We start from the raw sequence: 17,724 nt of genomic DNA, 5'->3' as shown, positions 1-17,724 counted from the left end.
TAGCTGTGTTTTAGTAAGGCTTTTGTGAGGTCGAGGAACAAAAGAGCAAAACATAATGCAATAAATGCAGAATGCCAAGAATTTGCAATTAACTACTATTGTAGTGAGATAAAAACATCAAATATAGTCACCATTGTCCATCAATAAGCAAGAGGGTGAAGGGTATGGAATTTCGTAAAAAATTTGAAATGATGACAGAAAAACTTCAAGCAAACAGAAATGTAAAAATTATCAAGCTAGCATTTAATAGGCAGGCAACGGAAAAAGAGTTAGTGATGGCAAGAAATTACGCCAACAGAGAATTGCCAACAGAGGTGGAGAGATTCTTTAGAGAGATGAACGGGTTTTCTATGGAATGGGAACATACGATTGAAGCAATAAAAGAGGATGACGATTCTGATAAAGGATATATAAATATACTTCCGATCCAAGAAATATTTAGAGATTGGAAAAACACAACATGGTTTGACACAGGTGATGCTGAAGAGTACAAAGGAGTTTTACCAATGGATTTTTTTATACCGGAAGCATGTGCAGCCTTTTATCAACATCCGGAACAAGAACTACAAAATACAATTTATTATCACTACTTCGGAGAAGATTTACTAAATACAAGATATACCTTTCTAGAGTATATAGACAGGCTGATAGAAGCCAGAGGTTATTTCTATTGGATACATACATTATGCAACGGATTTGAGGAAAATCTAACAGTGGAAGGATTTAGGAGAAAAATGCCTTTAATCTTTGATGACTACAATGATCACCTGTTTCACCCCATCTCTGCCGGGTGAGGTTTTTAATTCGCAGTGCGCTTGTCTCCGCTGCCACACATCACCATAAGACAATGCGATCGCCTACAAGATGTTGAATTTGAGTGGGATAGCAATAAAGCCCAAAGCAACATCGAAAAACATGGTGTTACCTTTGAAGAAGCCACGGAGGTTTTCTTTGATCCCTTCTACCAAACTGGCGATGCAAACCCTATCAATGCTTCTAGCAGCGAACAACGCGCTTTTCTCATTGGGTATTCACTTGAACAACGGCTGTTACTTGTAGTCTATGTAGAACGTGGATTACGAACCCGCATTATTTCTGCTCGTCCTGCTACTCGTACAGAGAGAAAACTTTATGAACAACCCTGAAGAGGAATTTATATTACAACTGCACCCACGCCCAAATGAAACCGTATCTCTGGAAATCCCCAAAGATACCTTAGAATCGCTTAAAAAAATAGCCTTGAGTCGAGATATGTCTTATGAGGCATTACTTAAATTTTATATTGGGCAAGGTTTACGCCAAGATTTAGCTAAGTTATTTTCTAACCGCGTGCTAGAGGCTACTGCTCAAGTTCTGGCAAAACATATTCAATCAGAAGCAGAAATTTCCGATATTCTACAAGAAATTCGCTCTCAAACTAATTGTTAGTGCGATCGCTCACAGGGTTTTTGTGAATCAGGCGATCGCGCCATTATTTGCTGCTTCAACCTAACCTCAAAGCGATCGCCCATATATGAAGGTTGATAAGCGTGCGATCGCCAGATAGCAAACTCGAACCAATCTGAATTAATCTTTTATTTTCTCACCAAAAAGCTGATGTTAGACTTTATTCTCATCACTGGCGATCTCGTCATATTCAACCCCATCTTTGGAAAAGCAATAGTTGTAGTGCGTCCTGATACCTTAACTGGTACTGGCAAAGCAACAGTTAACAAAAAGACTATTTGCATTGATGGTGACGAAAACAAAGTTATTGTTCCTGGTTGTCCTTACACAAGTCCGCCCTTTGTCACTCCCGGTACAGGAACACTTTCCATTCAATCCTTAGCCCCCAATCAAAAAGCCAGAAGGGTTAAATCCAGGGGAAAGGCAGTATTGCTCAAAGGCACTACCTTCACAGCAAAATTTCAGGTAATGGTTCCTGCTATGCAACCGTCAATACCAGCGCCGATACCAGACCCACTTCTCCTATATACTGGCACGGGAACCTTTATGACTACTAATTTTAGAGCAAAAGCAACTTGACAAAGCCTCGTAGAAGTGAAATATTTTGTACTTTTATTTAGAGTGCGATCGCCAATTTAAAAGTTTGCCTTGAACTATGCAATCCCAGAAATTAGTACAAAAAAACACAAATGATTTAGGAAGAATTTTATGTCCAGCTTTCCCGGTGCGCCACGCTTATTAAAAGGAACGATTGTCTTACTTGATGCTGTTAGCTTTTTCCCAAAGGGGATAATTACACTGCAATATAATCCCGAAACACTCAGACGCACTTTACAGGTGCGAGGTGCGGGTTCTGAAGGAGGCGATCGCTTAGAAGCTTTGCGTCTGGTTGCACCACCGATGGAGACAATTCAACTAGAGGCAGAAATTGACGCTACAGACCAACTGGAGTTTCCCGCAAAAAATCCGGTAACAGTGTTAAGTGGTATATACCCGCAATTAGCAGCCCTAGAAACCCTCATCTATCCTAAAAGCAGCCAAATCCAGAAAAACAATCAACTCGCGCGCAGAGGTATTTTAGAAATCTTACCAATTGAAGCTGATCTAAGTGTATTTATCTGGGGCATAAATCGTGTTATGCCAGTCCGCCTGTCTGAGTTGAGCATTACCGAAGAAGCATTTGATCCCAAGCTAAATCCCATTCGCGCCAAAGTCAGTTTAGGTATGCAAGTATTAAGCACAAATGATTTGAGATTTGACCATAAAGGCAGCAGTTTATTCACAGTTTATCAGAAGCAGAAAGAGCTTTTGGCTAATGTGAATTTGGGTCTGACTGGAATGGCACTAAGTTAAGCTGAAGGGTAGGTGGCGTAAGGATTGCAGAGGAGCAGGGGGGGCAGAGGGGCAGAGGAGAATTTCTCTTGCTTCTTTCTGTATGCCTCTTGTTTCGCTTCTTCCTTCTTCTTTCTCCCCTGCTCCTCCGCTCCTCTGCACCCGTGCTACCTCAACGATTTTCCCTTTTCTTAGTGCCATTCGGGTCTGACTGCCATAAGTACAATTGCCTCTCTATTATGAATTTACCTATTGACGATAAACTGCAATTTTCTCAATTGTTGTTAAGTTAAATAAAGTTTTGTTTGTCACCTAAAAAAGAGTAAAATGTTTTCTATAAGCAGTCGTTACCATGATATAAAAATTGCCACCCGGCAAACACTATCAAATCAAACTATCAGTTACCTGCAACGGAGATTTTTACCGTCATCACAAAGGTTTGAAATTATTGAAGAACATCTAGTCAACGAAGGCGATCGCCTAGATAATATCACTGCAAATTATCTTAATAACCCGGAACTTTTCTGGCATTTATGCGATGCCAACAACGCCATGCACCCTAATGAATTGACAGCCCAAATTGGTCGGCGACTGCGTATTCCTCTCCCCTAAAAATTAACTTATAATACTCCCATAAATAGGTATTATTTCCCAAGTATAGTAAGAGATAAAAAAACCACCGATAGCCAATTTTTTGGAGTAGCTCTTCACTACGAATTACGAATCACGAATTACGAATTACGAATTATTATTATGTCTGACTCCGATATTCAGATCAAACTCATGATTGGTCGCCCCCTTGTACCAAAATCCGCTCCTTATGAAGTAGTGGACGCGCTGATCGACTTAGAAGTGACTCAGCAAGACCGCGATCGCAGTGCTTTTCAAATGAGTTTTAGTCTTAGTAAAGAATTAAAAAACTCCTCAGATTATTGGTTACTGCAAGAAGGCATTTTAGACCCTCCCAACCGAATTATTATTCAGGTCATAGTTAATGTCAAAGTGGGTGTAAATCGCAGTTTTAAAAATCCTATATTAATTGACGGTATGATTACTAATCATCAAATTGCACCCAGTAATAAACCAGGTGAATCAAGGCTCATAGTTACGGGTGAAGATATTAGCCTTATGCTCGATCTCGAAGATAAAAACGAAATTTATCCAAACTTATCTGATTCTACAATTGTTACTAAATTATTGAAATCTTATAGGAAATATGGGCTGAAAATTGATGTTCAAGATACCAGTTATTTTGTCCCACAAAAAGAAGAACAAATTACTACTCAACAGAGTACAGACTTAGAATTTATTCAGAAATTAGCTCAACGTAATAGTTTTATTTTTGAAATCAAGCCCGATAAAACTCCTGGTATAAATATTGCTTATTGGGGTGAAGAAAAACAGAAAGTTACTCCTTATCAACCAGCATTGTCAATGAATATGGGCGCATTTACCAATGTAGACTCATCTATAAGTTTCAATTTTAATGCTCTGGAAGCTATTAAACCTGAAGCATCAATTACCGATGAAATGAGCGGAGCATCAATTCCGATTCAGGTTCCTAAATCACCTGGTCAAGCCTTAGCCAGCAACCCTGCTAAATCCTTACGGACGGAAGTGCTACGTAACACCAATAAACTCGAAAAAATCCTAGCCGAAAAGCAAACGGAATCATTTGCTAGCCGTTCGCGGGAAAATGCCGTAACTGCTACTGGGGAAGTAGATACTGTTCGCTACGGTTATGTCTTGGAAGTGCGTCAATTGGTGGGAGTGCGGGGTGTGGGGAAAAGCTACGGCGGTTATTACTACGTTAAACAGGTAACGCATCGCATCAAACGCGGCGAATACAAACAAAGCTTTACTTTGATACGTGAGGGACAAGGTGCAACAATTGGGATGTTAGAAGTATGAGCCAACAACAATTTTCTCCTAATGAAATTAGCAATCAACAAAGGTCTCCTTTTTATGGCAAATACCGAGGCGTAGTATGGGACAATAATGACTCGTGGAAAATTGGTCGTGTGCGGGCAAAAGTCCAAGAAATTTGGGGTGACAAGCCTGGCGGTTGGGCATTACCTTGCGTTCCCTATGCAGGTCAGGGAGTTGGGTTATTTCTCATGCCACCCAAAGGTGCTTTAGTGTGGATTGAATTTGAAAACGGAGATACCAGTAAACCAATTTGGAGTGGCTGTTTTTGGGCTGATAAACAGGTCGATATATTACCAGCTAATCCAGCTAACCCCAACATCAAGGTACTTAAAACCGATATCGGTAAAATTGAGATCAACGATAAAGCAGGTGAGCAAAGTATCACCATCGAAGCCAAGTTCGAGAAGCAAACTATGCGTCTGGTAATGAATATTTCGGGAATTGAAATCAGCAATGCAAACGATAAGACTATTGCGACTATAAAGCTGAATGGTAATAATGTATCGATTAACAACGGAAACGGTGCGACTATAAAGCTGAATGGTAATAATGTATCGATTAACAACGATGGTTTGGAGGTAACTTGATGCCAGAATATCTTGTAAATCTGCCCAGGCAAAGGAATATCACCAACATCGATTTTCCCTTCCACTTTGACAGATACCATCGCACTGCTAGCACCAGCGATGCAAGCCATATCCGCGACTTAATTGAACAACTACTGTTTACTACTCCCGGCGAACGAGTCAACCGCCCAGATTTTGGCTGTGGTGTATTGTCTTTGATTTTTGCACCCAATAGCCCGGAATTAGCAACAGCTATGCAAATTACTATTCAAGCATCTATTGAGCATTGGTTGAGTGATTTAATCGATCTGCAAACGCTGGAAGTAACTAGCGTTGATGCTAGCCTTTATATAGTGGTGGAGTATTTTGTGCAAAGCAGTGGTGAGTCACAAACAGCTACTTTTAGGACGACGATGCCATGAACAGCCACACCTCCATTTGCCAAAATGAACAGCGCCGCTTAGAAATCCGCAGGCAAAGAAAAAACGGGTTAGATTATGTAGAAGTTAGCGAGGATTTGAGATCGCTATATGTCTACTTTTTAGGTTCAGTACCAGAAGACTTAACAAAAGGAAATCTACGTATTGAAGGCGGTGAACGCATCCGCAATCTTCATGTAACTAGTTTAGAGGTAGAAAGTTCCCAAAATTATGAGGGTTACTTAATAGTTAATCTTAACCAACTAGGCGATTTTTCCCTCTATACTTTGCGCTTGGTGTCATTGGATGAACATGGCAAACCCACAAATCAACCATATCCCAATTTTGACCCGCGCTACTCCCAAGTCCAATTTCAATTCCGAGATATTAACTGTCACAGCGACATAGATTGCTTGCAAGAGCAAACTTGTCCGCTACAGCAACTAGTTGAACCAGCTATCAACTATCTCGCTAAGGATTATGCAAGTTTTCGCCACTTGATTTTAGACCGCCTATCCCTGGTGATGCCGGATTGGGAAGAACGCCATGCTCCCGATTTGGGTATTACTCTAGTGGAAGTTCTCGCTTATGTTGGCGATTATCTCAGCTATTATCAGGACGCTGTAGCCACTGAAGCTTATCTAGAAACTGCCCGCCAACGGATTTCTGTTCGCCGTCATGCCCGTCTGATCGATTATCCCATGCATGAGGGCTCTAATGCACGTACTTGGTTATGGCTGGAGACAAGTGTTGATATTTCCCTAAAAGAAAAAAATTTTTACTTTATTAATCGTTATAAAAATGCGCCTCGCCTTGGCACTATCCTAGAAGATAATCGTGACTTAGATGATGTTCCTCTTAGTAGTTATCAAGTCTTTGAACCGCTAACGCCCCTACCGATACATCTTTACATAGCTCACAACCAAATCCTATTTTATACTTGGGGCGATCGCTCCTGCTGTCTTTCTCGTGGTTCTACAACCGCTACATTATTAGATGAATTTATAGATTCTGTTACCGAAAATGGGGAGAGTTCGCCCAGTTGCCAATTTCCTGAATATCAGCGAAAACTGCACCTGAAAATTGGTGACATTCTGATTTTTGAAGAAATTAAAGGCCCCAAAACAGGCAATCCAGAAGATACTGACCTGAATAATCGCCATGCAGTACGCTTGACAAATGTCAAGGCAATTGTAGACGAACTTTACAATCAGCCAATTGTGGAAATCGAATGGACAAAAGAGGATGCGTTACCTTTTCCCCTTTGTATTTCCGCAATAGTACCACCAGAGTGTCAGCTAGCTGATATTAGTGTTGCCAGAGGCAATGTGATTCTAGTGGATCATGGTCGCACTATTGATCGGGAAGATTTGGGAACTGTACCGGGAAAAGAGGCGATCCAACAGTGCCAAAAGGAAGGTGAATCTGTAGAAATTTTAGTTAAAAGCGATCGCTTCCGTCCCAGATTGCAAAAAACGCCTTTAACTTTCAGCCAACCTCTTTCGATAAAAAATCTTACCCAAGACTCTGCTAAGAGTTTGCTAATTCAACACCCCCATCAAGCAAAACCCCATATCCAACTAAATAATTCTACTTGGACTCCCCAGTATGACCTTATAGATAGCAACAGCGAAGATCAACATTTTGTTGTGGAAATGGACAATGACGGGCAAGCACACTTGCGCTTTGGGGACGGTGAATTAGGAATCAGGCCAGAAGCCAATACTCACTTCCAGGCAACTTACCGAGTAGGTAACGGACTTGTAGGTAATATTGGTGCTGAAGCAATTTCTTATATTGTTTTTCACAATATTTTTAATAGTGGTTCGACATTGCAGCCACACCAGCCTTTCCCTGCTAAAAGTGGAACAGCACCCGAATCTCTATCTCACGTAAAATTATATGCACCGCACCTATCTCACGAAAAATTAGAACGTGCCATTACTGCTGATGACTACGCACAATTGGTGATGGAACATTTCTCGACAAAAGTGCAACGAGCGGCGGCTACCTTACGCTGGACAGGCTGCTCGTATGAAGTTTGGGTGGCAGTAGATCCCTTCAACCGAGAAGCCGCAGACGACAAATTACTGCCAAATATTGCCACAGACCTAGAAAATTATCGCCGCATTGGTCATGATGTCATCGTTCAACGAGCAGCATACATCTCTTTGGATATCGCTATGACAGTTCATGTCAAATCTGACTATTTACGCGGTCATGTCAAAACTGCTTTGCTGCATATTTTCAGTAACCGAATTTTACCTGATGGCCGAAGTGGTTTTTTCCATCCCGATAACTTGACTTTTGGACTAGGTATTGCTCTAAGTCAGATAGTTGCGATCGCTTATGCTGTTCCAGGTATTGAAAGTGTCTCTGTCACCAAGTTAGAACGTCTTTTTGAAGGTGACAATCACGAGATTGAAGCAGGTTTTTTACCCATTGGTTCTTGGGAAATTGCCCGACTCGACAACAACCCCAACTTTCCCGAAAACGGTAAATTCACACTCGATTTGCGAGGTGGCAGATGAAATTAACTTGTAGCTGTAACTGTCACTCTAACTATAAACCAAGCGATAAATCTAGCTGTGGTTGCTGTGAAGGTGTCGAAATTATAACTCCAAAATCGGTAGCAAATCAACCTAATTTGTATACCCTAGCTTATCGAGTCGGAACCCATGCCAGCTTTTTAGAAACCATGAAAGCGCGTCTAGGTGACAGCAAGTTTCCCTCACTCAAACATCTGAAAACCCGTGATCCTCAAGACCCATCTTTAGCTCTGCTAGATGCTTGGGCTACTGTAGCAGACGTTCTGACATTTTATCAAGAACGCATAGCCAACGAGGGTTATTTACGCACTGCCATTGAGCGGCGTTCCTTAATGGAATTAGCTCGGCTAGTAGACTATGCCCATAGTCCCGGTGTGAGCGCCAGTGTTTATTTAGCTTTTACCATAGAAGATGGTTACAACTTGGAAATTCCTGCTGGTTTGAGTAGCCAGAGTTTACCTGATTCTGGTGAATCGCCGGAATTTTTTGAAACATCACAAAAACTGCAAGCCTATGCCCATTTGAATCAAATCAAACCCCGAATCGGCAAAGCGCAGCAAGTTAGTTTAACAACAGCCGCCACGCTTAATCAGCTTTATTTAGATGGTGTAAACACGAATCTCAAACCTAACGATCCACTTTTACTAATTTTTGGTGATACTGAAGCTGAACAAGTTTTGCGTAGAGTTCAGATTATTGAACCTCAACCAGATGAAAACCGTACAAAAGTTACATTCCAAGTACCACCAAAAGTTCCACAACAATTAATTGTTGATGGTTCGTCAGCAAATATAAGAGAACAAAGAATAAAGCAAGTAATCAAACGGCCGTCAATACAACCTGCGAATGCTCTGGAAATGGAGCGGACAAACCAACAAATCTTCGATCCCGAAAAAAATGAGATTAATTCCCGATTAATTAATACCTTAAACCCTGGTTTTAACACAGCAATACATCAGATTTTAACCAGGGATAAAGTTGATTGTTCTAATCAGTTAAAGCGAATTGAGACTCTAGGTATAAAAGCTGCACCTTTCGGAAATGACGTACCATTAAAGCAAGTTTCTGACAAGTACGAAGAATGGCAAATTGCAGGTGTAGATCAGCCAATATTGAGTTCCACTAATCAAACAAATATTTCCAGCACACTACCAGCAGAATTACGAAATATTTTAGCATTAGATGCCCAATATGATGGGATTGTACCTGGCAGTTGGCTAGCAATCGAACGTGTAGATGATAGTGAAATTAGTATTTATCAAGTAACAAAAGTTGAAAATATCTCTAAAATTGCATACAACATAGTAGCAAGAATTACACAACTTACTTTAGATAAACCTTGGTTAAAAGAACAGGATATATCTTTAGATGTGATGCGTAAAACCACAGTGTATCTTCCTAGTGATTTAAATTTGATAGAAAAACCAATTGATCTGAAAGATGCACCAAGTGGTCAAGATTCTCTATCCGAACAGGTGAAAATTGAACTAGACAATGAAATTGAACTAGACAATCTCTACGAAGGTTTACAACCTGGACGCTGGTTGATTATCTCAGGTGAACGCAGCGATATATCCGATGTCAACGATGTGTGGACTAGCGAAGTTGTCATGCTGTGCAGGGTCAGACAGGATATTAATCAGAATTTGCCTGATGACAAACCCCATACATTCCTAAAATTTGCTAGACCTTTAGCTTATTCTTATAAGCTAGAGACTGTTACTATCTATGGGAACGTAGTTAAAGCCACTCATGGCGAGACGCGTACTGAAGTACTCGGCAGTGGCGACGGTACTAAAGCAAATCAACAATTTACACTCTCACAACCGCCCCTAACTTATCTACCAGCACCTATCCCTAGTGGCGTTGCTAGCACCTTGGAAGTATATGTTAATGATGTCCGTTGGCAAGAAGTGGAAAATTTGATTCAGTTAAGTCCAACAGACCATGCTTATGTCACCCAAACAGATAGTCATCACAACACAACTATTATCTTTGGCAATGGTAAACATGGGGCTAGGTTGCCTAGTGGTACTGAAAATGTCAAAGTAGTATACCGCACTGGCATTGGCCAAGCAGGTAATGTTGCAGCAAAAAAAATCACGCAACTAACAATGCAACCTCTAGGTTTGAGTGGTGTACTCAATCCAATAGCAGCAACAGGAGGCGCAGATCCCGAAAGCCATGATGAAATCCGCCGCAATGCACCTCTTGGAGTGATATCTCTGAACCGTGCAGTTTCCGTCCCAGACTATGCCAATTTTGCCCTTACCTTTACCGGAATTGGCAAAGCGAATGCTCAACGTCTTTCAAATGGTTCGCGTCAAATTGTGCATATAACGATCGCTGGGGCTGATGATATCCATATTGATAGAAATTCAGATTTATACCGCAGCTTCGTGCAAGCATTATACCAGTTTGGCGACCCCTATCAACCACTACAAGTAGAGATGCGGGAACTGATGCTATTAATTATCAGCGCCAATGTACGAATTTTACCAAATTATCAATGGACATCTGTTGCACTGAAAATTCGGACTGCTTTGTTCGATAAATTTAGCTTTGAACATCAGGATCTAGGACAAGATGTTGTCCTTAGCAAAGTTATCACCACGATTCAACAAGTACCTGGGGTAAATTACGTGGATGTGGATATTTTGGATAGTGTTTCTGAAACTGAAGCCCAAAATCCAGACAGTTTAAATATAAAACTTCAAGAACTGGGAAAACTGGATATGACTCGTAGGAATGGACAACCAAAACAATGGATTCCTGTAAACTTGGCTGTTTTTGATTCAATAGCTAACCAGCTTATTCCTGCTCAATTAGCTATTCTTAGCCCGAAAGTGCCAGACACACTAATTCTGAAGGAGTTGAAATCATGAGCAATTCCCCAGACCGCCTTTATGAACTTTTGCCAGTTGTTTATCGCATACGTGATGCAGAACAAGGCTATTCGCTGCGAGATTTACTACGTGTAATTGCTGAACAGGTAGATGTTATTGAAACTGATATTACTCAACTCTACGAAAACTGGTTTATTGAAACTTGTCAGGATTGGGTAGTACCATACATTGGTGATTTAATTGGTTATCAAAGCGTTCACAGTTCTGGTGAGTTGACAAATGCTCTTGCTGATGAGACACAGCAAAACAACAAGATTTTAATTCCCCGTCGTGAAGTTGCAAATACTATTCGCTACCGACGACGCAAGGGAACATTAGCTTTGTTGGAAGTGCTGGCTGATAAGGTATCTGGCTGGCCAGCACGAGTTGTAGAATTTCATCAGTTACTTAGCAAAACACAGCATATCAATCACCTAAATTCGTCAAGCTCAACAACAGTAAATCTACGTCAAGTCGATGCAGTTGCAAAGTTAAATAGCCCATTTGATGAATTAGCTCATACAGTAGATATCCACCAGATTAGTTCACAGCATCAACCTGGAAAGTACAATATTCAAAATGTTGGTCTTTTTGTTTGGCGATTAAAAGCTTATTCTGTGACTCTTGCACCAGCTTTTTGTTTGGAAGAAGTTAGTTCTAATTGCTACACCTTCAGTATTACGGGTAACGACATTCCGCTTTACACTAGTCCGCATTTATCCAAAGATGCAACAGAAATTGCTCATGAATTAAATTTACCTATTCCCATTCAACGGCAAGTTTTACAAGAGAGTAAGAAGGATTATTATGACTCAAATCCAAATCCAGAAAGTTTTACCAAAAGTTTGTCAATCTGGAAAGGTGTTGACTCAAAACCGCATCCAGTCTCTCCAGATAAAATTATTATCGCCGATCTCAGTGATTGGAATTATCAACCAGAGCAAGACCATATAGCAGTTGACCCAGAATTAGGACGGATGATTTTTCCTCTACGCCAGTTACCAAAAAATGGTGTTTGGGTTTCTTATCATTATGGTTTCAGTGCCGATATTGGTGGTGGCGAATATGACCGAACTTTGTTAGATTCTGCGGCACATTTTTTATTTGATGTTGGTGATATTCAAGAGCCAGCAATTTTTAGCTCACAACAAGATGCTTCTGCATTATCCCGGTTTTTGCGATCGCAATTTTCCGCCACTACCCAAAGGCTTCTGGATGCCTACACCAGCCCTCCTCCCGAACCAGCTTTAATTGCAGCTTTACTCCCAGAGCTAAATCAACTACTTTTAGGTGAAAGCCTCTATGAGGAACAACGTTTTGCATCTATTACCTTGAGTGCAGAAACTAAAAGTTTGGTTCAGCAAAATCTCCAAGGTAAAGAACTGATTCGCTGCAATCGGTTGCTATTAGAAGAAGCTTTTCCATCTCAAATCAGAAAGCATTATGCTTATTACAGCGTCAGTCAAACCTCACAAGAGTGTTATCAAACTATTAGCGAGGCAATCTCACAGTGGCAACGAGACAAACCCCATGATGCTGTAATTGAAATTATTGATAGTGGTGTTTATGTTGAACGAATTAATATTGAACTGGAAAAAAATCAAAGTCTGCAATTACGTGCAGCTAACCACAAGCGTCCGGTGATACGCATTCTAGACTGGAGAACTGCTTTCGGTGATGCTTTAAATGTCACGGTAGAGTCAGGAAGTTGCTTTGTTCTCGATGGCTTGTTAATTATTGGTCGGGGAGTACATATAGAAGGTAATCCCAGTCAATTTGCAGATTATCCTACCTCTGTTGTTCAAAATCCAGCTGCGATTATTATCCGTCATTCTACATTAGTGCCGGGCTGGTCATTACATTGCGACTGCGAACCCCGACGTTCTACCGAACCCAGTTTGGAGTTATTTAATATCAATGCGTGCGTAACGATCGCACACAGTATTCTTGGCTCCATTCAGGTCAATCAAAATGAGGTAGAAACTGACCCTTTACCCATACATATTAGCGATAGCATTATAGATGCTACCAGTATTGAAGGTGAAGCGATCGGTGCAGCAGGTTATTCCATAGCTCATGCACGGTTGACAATTGCACGTTGCACAGTTTTTGGCCAGATTCAAGTACATGCAATTGATTTAGCAGAAAACAGTATTTTTAACGGCGTTATATTCGTTGTTCGTCGCCAACAAGGTTGTATCCGTTTCTGCTACGTGATGCCCAACTCACGCACACCACGTCGGTATAATTGTCAACCTGATTTAGTGGAGCAGATGGTTAGACAAGAAACTGAACTACAGCCAGAACAAATAGAAGCGGAACAACTTATCGCTAGCGATCGCGTACAACCTCAATTCAACAGTACACGTTATGGTACCCCTACCTACTGTCAGTTAGCGTCAACCTGTGCTGAGGAAATCAAACGTGGTGCTGATGACGAGTCAGAGATGGGTGCTTTTCACAATTTATATCAGCCTCAAAGAGAGGCTAACCTACGCATCCGTCTAGATGAATATACACCTGCTGATATTGAGATTGGCATTATTTACGCTACCTAAGAGGATTTTATGCAAGGAGAATTTAGAGGTGATTTTACTCGTGATACCTACGACAAAAGCAAGCACTTCCTGCGGGTGCTTATGCAACAAGGGCGAGTGCAACTAGATGCAGACTTCAACGAACAAACATCGATTTTACTAAATCGTCTGCAAACTTTAGCCAAAGATGTATTTGGACTACAAGGTGGCCCAGAGGAGAATTGTGGCTTTGAATTTATCGGTAATGAGGAGCAGATTAATAATATTAACAACCTCAAAGAGGAAGAAAAACAGAAATTAAAGCAGATGCTCCAATCTCAGGGCTATCTAATTAGCAAAGGCAACTATTATGTAAATGGTATACTTTGTGAAAATGATGAATTTATATCTTATTCTCAACAACCAGATTTTATACCTGAACCCATAGATCCTTGTAAAGTCCAACTAAATGGAACTACATATCTTGCTTATCTTGATGTTTGGGAACGACATATAACCTCTATCGAAGATCGTGACGATCTCAAAATTAATATTCGTGAAGTTGCTTTAGGGGGAGCAGATACTGCAACTCGCTCTAAGTTAGTTTGGCAAGTCAAGCTCAAACAATTAAAAGATAATCAAGATATTGAAACGGTTGCAAAGCAAGTTACCAAGGATCATGACTATTTTCGGAGTGTGTTAGGTCAAGAGCTATTGAAGTCTGGAGAAGGCAAAATTATTGCCAGAGTCACAAAGCCTAGCTCAGGAATAAATGATCCATGTATTATCCCCTTTAATTCCAAATTCCGTGGTACTGAAAACCATCTTTACCGGGCGGAAATTTTTACAATTAACCCTGATGATAACAAGAATAAACTATCATTTGTCTGGTCGCGGGAGAATAGCTCAATTATTTTTCCTATTGTGACATCTACTTCGATCAACTCTTCTGCGATCGCATTAAATCTAGAATATTTAGGAAAGGATAAAGATTCTAGTTTATCAGCAGGTGATTGGGTTGAAATCATCGACGATGACTATATACTTCAAAATAGCGATCGTCAACTCCTAAAAGTTGAACAAGTGGATCGTATTGAGAATCAAGTAATTCTCTCAGGTGATGGGAAGAACAAAATATTTCTTAAAGAAAAGCACCCTCTATTACGCCGTTGGGACTCTGGAGAAGTCAAAGTAAATTTATCTGATGTGAATCATAAATGGTTTCCTCTTGAGGATGGAATCGAGATTCAACTTCAAGCAGATACTCAGAATAGCTTTTATCAGGTAGGTGATTATTGGCTAATTCCTGTGCGGACAGCTACTGGCAATGTGGAATGGCCCAAACGAAAAAATGAAGAAGGAAAACTAGAGCCTCAACCTCAATCACCACATGGTACTAACCATTATTATGCACCTCTAGCGATAATTTTAGGTAATCCTAATAAAGTCATCGTTCATGATTGTCGAACTAAAATTGGCAAGAAAGATAATTCTACCCCAGTTGAAATTAAAAAAGACAATAATACCCAAATATATGAGCCTCAGCAAAATTCTACACCACCTATTCCTCAAAAAGAAACCACTACACAAATAATCAAAGAATTCAACAGCATAATAAATGCTAGTTGGCATCACGATCAAGTTTTGGAAGCTACTATTTCAAAACAAGAGGAAAATTCTAGCAATATTCCAGAGGATCAATTATTTAATTTAAAATCTCAGGATTTAAGAAATTTCTTTACTAAATTAGGTCTAGTAATTCAGTTTAAAAAACCAGTCCGCATTGATAGCTTGCATAAAAGTAGTGTATCTGTGTTAGCTCATACGGACAATGTATTTAGAGGCGAAGTATTTTATATATTGCCAATGATAGTTGAACCAGTTCAAGTTAAAAAAGTTGAAACAAAATCTATCCGTTGGGCAATTGGCAATAATGTATTAGATCGCAATGTCAATATAATTACAGAAGTTGAAGCTTTGACAAATGAGAGCAATGGCTATACTAAAGCAGTCCGATTGATTACACCTGATGATTGGCCGCAAAAAGCCGTCTTTAACCAAAGTAATATCTATCAGTTTACTGTCCTATTACGTGGTGACTGGATTATGAATGAAGAACCATTATTTGATAATGTAAATTTTGATTTACAAGGAGATTTAAATAAAGGTATTATTCCTGATAGATTGCGTCAGCAGTGTCAAGAAAATGGAATTTTCCTTTCCAAAAATTCTATTTTAGTGACGGAAAAGGAAAATTTAAAATGGCGCTTACTCAATGAGGGTAAAATTTATATTATTAAAATAGATAATATGAAATTAACAGTTAGCAATATTCAAGCATTGGACGGCAACAATCTCTGGCCTGGTGTTCCTGAGCGGTTTAGCGGAAATGGCTCTGAAGGAGGAGACTGGGTAAGTATTATTCATATCAAAACTTGAGAGGTTAAGCTAAAGTAATTAATTACCACGATAGAATTAATTACATATCAACTTTATCTTAGCTATAAACCTATTTTGTAACAAGTTTATCAGCGTTTGTAATTACCCAAATATCCTGGCTGCTATAAAAATCACCACGTTGCTCTAATGTAAAATTACCCAGCAATAATCCCAACCATACTTCTACCATCGGCATTTGCAACACACGTTGCAGTTTAACTAAAGAAATCTCATCTTTGACATTTATCAGGTAGTTAGCGATCGCGCTCTGCCATTTTTCCACATTTTCGTCTGATGCCAAATTGTGGACATCTTCTAATAAATTCGTCAGCAGTCCCATTTTCCCGTTAATATCAAAGCCAAAGTCACCATATACAGGTTCTATCAAATCACCTTGTAATTGTTGCTGTAGCTGACCTATACGCTCGTTTAATAGGGGAGCATCCAGTTTTGGAAGATTTACCATTTCTGAGAAAATGTAGAAGGAAAGAACCCTGTGCGATCGCTGACTATGAACCAAGAGAAAGAAGAACGGATCAAAGCCTGCTTACAAGAATTGTCAACACTGCTGTATGAAGAAGCAGACAAAATTTTGCTGACAGACCTTGAAGGCATAGAAAAAACAGTTCGCAGTCAAGTATTAGAACTAGTCAGCCCAGAAATAGCCCTTTTTTTATCGAACAGAGAACTGGAACAATCATTTGGTAAAACCAGGAAAATCAAAAGTCTAGTAGGGGAATTAAAATTAAAAGCGAAACAGATACATAGACTGGGTTTAAAGCCAAGAAGTCGTTTAAGTCCATTACTTCAAAAGTGCTGTTTAAGGCTATCAGCAAATGAATCATACCAAAAAGCAGAAATCGAGATTGAGGCATTAACAGGAGTGAAAGTTGGTCACACGACACAACAAAAACTAGTTCTCGAACAAGATTTTCAGCTACCCGTAGCATTACAAGCCGTTTCAGAAGTAAGTGTAGATGGAGGAAAAGTCCGACTCAGGGGTAAACCGAAAGCAGGTTGTCACTGGCGCGACTATAAAACCGTTCGTTTGCAAGGGATTTACTATGGTGCATTTTTTGATGACAACCAATCGTTAGTTGATTATGTCAATAGCCAGCATTTGGTTAACCCACTTGTCTGCTTGGGAGATGGTCATGATGGCGTTTGGAATTTAGTCAAAGAGTTTGGCCAATCACAGCATTTTGAGCGTTGGGAAATCTTAGATTGGTATCACCTCAAAGAGAATCTCTTGCATTGTGGGTGGTTCTTTAAAGCGGTTAAAAGCTGCTGAAACTCTGTTATGGCAAGGTCAGGTAAATAATACTCAAGCTTTATTTCTTCATTGCCGAGGTAAACAAGCGAAAAACTTCATTGCTTATCTTGAAAAACATCGCTCTCGTATTGTCAATTACAGCTATTACCAGGCTGAACAACTTTGCTCTATTGGTTCTGGTGCGGTCGAGTCTGCTATTAAACAGATTGGAGCTAGGATAAAAATTTCTGGCGCACAGTGGAATGTTGAGAGTATTAATCACATCCTCTGAAATATCGAACCCAATTGACTAACGAGCCAGCATATCCGGCATCTGCCCAAATCAAATGTAGTTTAGGGAACAAGTGGTCAATTTTGTCGAATACAAGCT

At 40.1% G+C, this 17,724-nt stretch carries 15 protein-coding genes and 1 pseudogene; 14 read left to right on the top strand and 2 right to left on the bottom strand.

Going from position 1 to position 17,724, the window contains the following annotated elements; translation table 11 throughout:
* Nucleotides 1-164: 164 nt before the first annotated feature.
* From CDG79_RS21380 to CDG79_RS21360, 5 genes are all read left to right on the top strand, one after another.
* A complete protein-coding gene (locus CDG79_RS21380) occupies nucleotides 165-794 on the top strand; it encodes a hypothetical protein (RefSeq protein ID WP_094343917.1) in 630 nt (209 codons plus the stop codon).
* Between the two features lie 21 nt (nucleotides 795-815).
* A complete protein-coding gene (locus CDG79_RS21375; protein WP_223278244.1) occupies nucleotides 816-1,145 on the top strand; it encodes a BrnT family toxin in 330 nt (109 codons plus the stop codon).
* Entirely contained in the window at nucleotides 1,132-1,428 is a 297-nt protein-coding gene (locus CDG79_RS21370; RefSeq protein WP_094343916.1) for a hypothetical protein, read from the top strand. The genes CDG79_RS21375 and CDG79_RS21370 overlap by 14 nt, the downstream gene beginning before the upstream one ends.
* 168 nt (nucleotides 1,429-1,596) lie before the next feature.
* Entirely contained in the window at nucleotides 1,597-2,025 is a 429-nt protein-coding gene (locus CDG79_RS21365) for a hypothetical protein (RefSeq protein WP_094343915.1), read from the top strand.
* 129 nt (nucleotides 2,026-2,154) lie between these two features.
* On the top strand, nucleotides 2,155-2,799 hold the full coding sequence (locus CDG79_RS21360; protein WP_094343914.1) for a hypothetical protein: 645 nt from the start codon (nucleotides 2,155-2,157) through the stop codon (nucleotides 2,797-2,799).
* Here CDG79_RS21360 and CDG79_RS21355 read toward each other — a convergent pair.
* Entirely contained in the window at nucleotides 2,791-2,979 is a 189-nt protein-coding gene (locus CDG79_RS21355; protein ID WP_094343564.1) for a hypothetical protein, read from the bottom strand. The genes CDG79_RS21360 and CDG79_RS21355 overlap by 9 nt on opposite strands.
* 126 nt (nucleotides 2,980-3,105) lie before the next feature.
* Between CDG79_RS21355 and CDG79_RS21350 the strand changes: the two genes are divergently transcribed.
* The 8 genes from CDG79_RS21350 (at nucleotide 3,106) to CDG79_RS21315 (ending at nucleotide 16,081) form a co-directional block, all read left to right on the top strand.
* Complete coding sequence (locus tag CDG79_RS21350; RefSeq protein ID WP_094343913.1) at nucleotides 3,106-3,390, top strand: hypothetical protein; 285 nt, start codon at nucleotides 3,106-3,108, stop codon at nucleotides 3,388-3,390.
* A 141-nt stretch (nucleotides 3,391-3,531) separates the two neighbouring features.
* Nucleotides 3,532-4,689: a hypothetical protein gene (locus CDG79_RS21345; RefSeq protein WP_143855536.1), complete on the top strand. Its 1,158-nt coding sequence runs from the start codon at nucleotides 3,532-3,534 to the stop codon at nucleotides 4,687-4,689.
* Entirely contained in the window at nucleotides 4,686-5,294 is a 609-nt protein-coding gene (locus tag CDG79_RS21340) for a phage baseplate assembly protein V (RefSeq protein ID WP_094343911.1), read from the top strand. Before CDG79_RS21345 ends, CDG79_RS21340 begins: the two co-directional genes overlap by 4 nt.
* Complete coding sequence (locus CDG79_RS21335) at nucleotides 5,294-5,695, top strand: GPW/gp25 family protein (RefSeq protein ID WP_094343910.1); 402 nt, start codon at nucleotides 5,294-5,296, stop codon at nucleotides 5,693-5,695. The genes CDG79_RS21340 and CDG79_RS21335 overlap by 1 nt, the downstream gene beginning before the upstream one ends.
* Nucleotides 5,692-8,223 (top strand): putative baseplate assembly protein, encoded by a 2,532-nt coding sequence (locus CDG79_RS21330; protein WP_094343909.1) that lies wholly within the window; start codon nucleotides 5,692-5,694, stop codon nucleotides 8,221-8,223. The genes CDG79_RS21335 and CDG79_RS21330 overlap by 4 nt, the downstream gene beginning before the upstream one ends.
* Complete coding sequence (locus CDG79_RS21325) at nucleotides 8,220-11,126, top strand: putative baseplate assembly protein (protein WP_094343908.1); 2,907 nt, start codon at nucleotides 8,220-8,222, stop codon at nucleotides 11,124-11,126. The genes CDG79_RS21330 and CDG79_RS21325 overlap by 4 nt, the downstream gene beginning before the upstream one ends.
* Complete coding sequence (locus CDG79_RS21320) at nucleotides 11,123-13,684, top strand: hypothetical protein (protein WP_094343907.1); 2,562 nt, start codon at nucleotides 11,123-11,125, stop codon at nucleotides 13,682-13,684. Before CDG79_RS21325 ends, CDG79_RS21320 begins: the two co-directional genes overlap by 4 nt.
* A gap of 9 nt (nucleotides 13,685-13,693) precedes the next feature.
* The gene (locus CDG79_RS21315) at nucleotides 13,694-16,081 is read left to right on the top strand and encodes a DUF6519 domain-containing protein (RefSeq protein WP_094343906.1); all 2,388 of its coding nucleotides are present in this window, start codon (nucleotides 13,694-13,696) and stop codon (nucleotides 16,079-16,081) included.
* Between the two features lie 70 nt (nucleotides 16,082-16,151).
* Here CDG79_RS21315 and CDG79_RS21310 read toward each other — a convergent pair whose 3' ends face one another.
* Entirely contained in the window at nucleotides 16,152-16,547 is a 396-nt protein-coding gene (locus CDG79_RS21310; protein WP_223278243.1) for a hypothetical protein, read from the bottom strand.
* A gap of 45 nt (nucleotides 16,548-16,592) precedes the next feature.
* Here CDG79_RS21310 and CDG79_RS21305 point away from each other — a divergent pair.
* Nucleotides 16,593-17,625: pseudogene (locus CDG79_RS21305) on the top strand (ISKra4 family transposase).
* Nucleotides 17,626-17,724: the final 99 nt, after the last annotated feature.

Origin of the sequence: Nostoc sp. 'Peltigera membranacea cyanobiont' 232, from assembly GCF_002245985.1 — a bacterium.
Classification (GTDB): Bacteria; Cyanobacteriota; Cyanobacteriia; order Cyanobacteriales; family Nostocaceae; genus Nostoc.
Note: the sequence above shows the minus strand (reverse complement) of the source record. Positions and strands in the feature narration are given on the sequence as shown.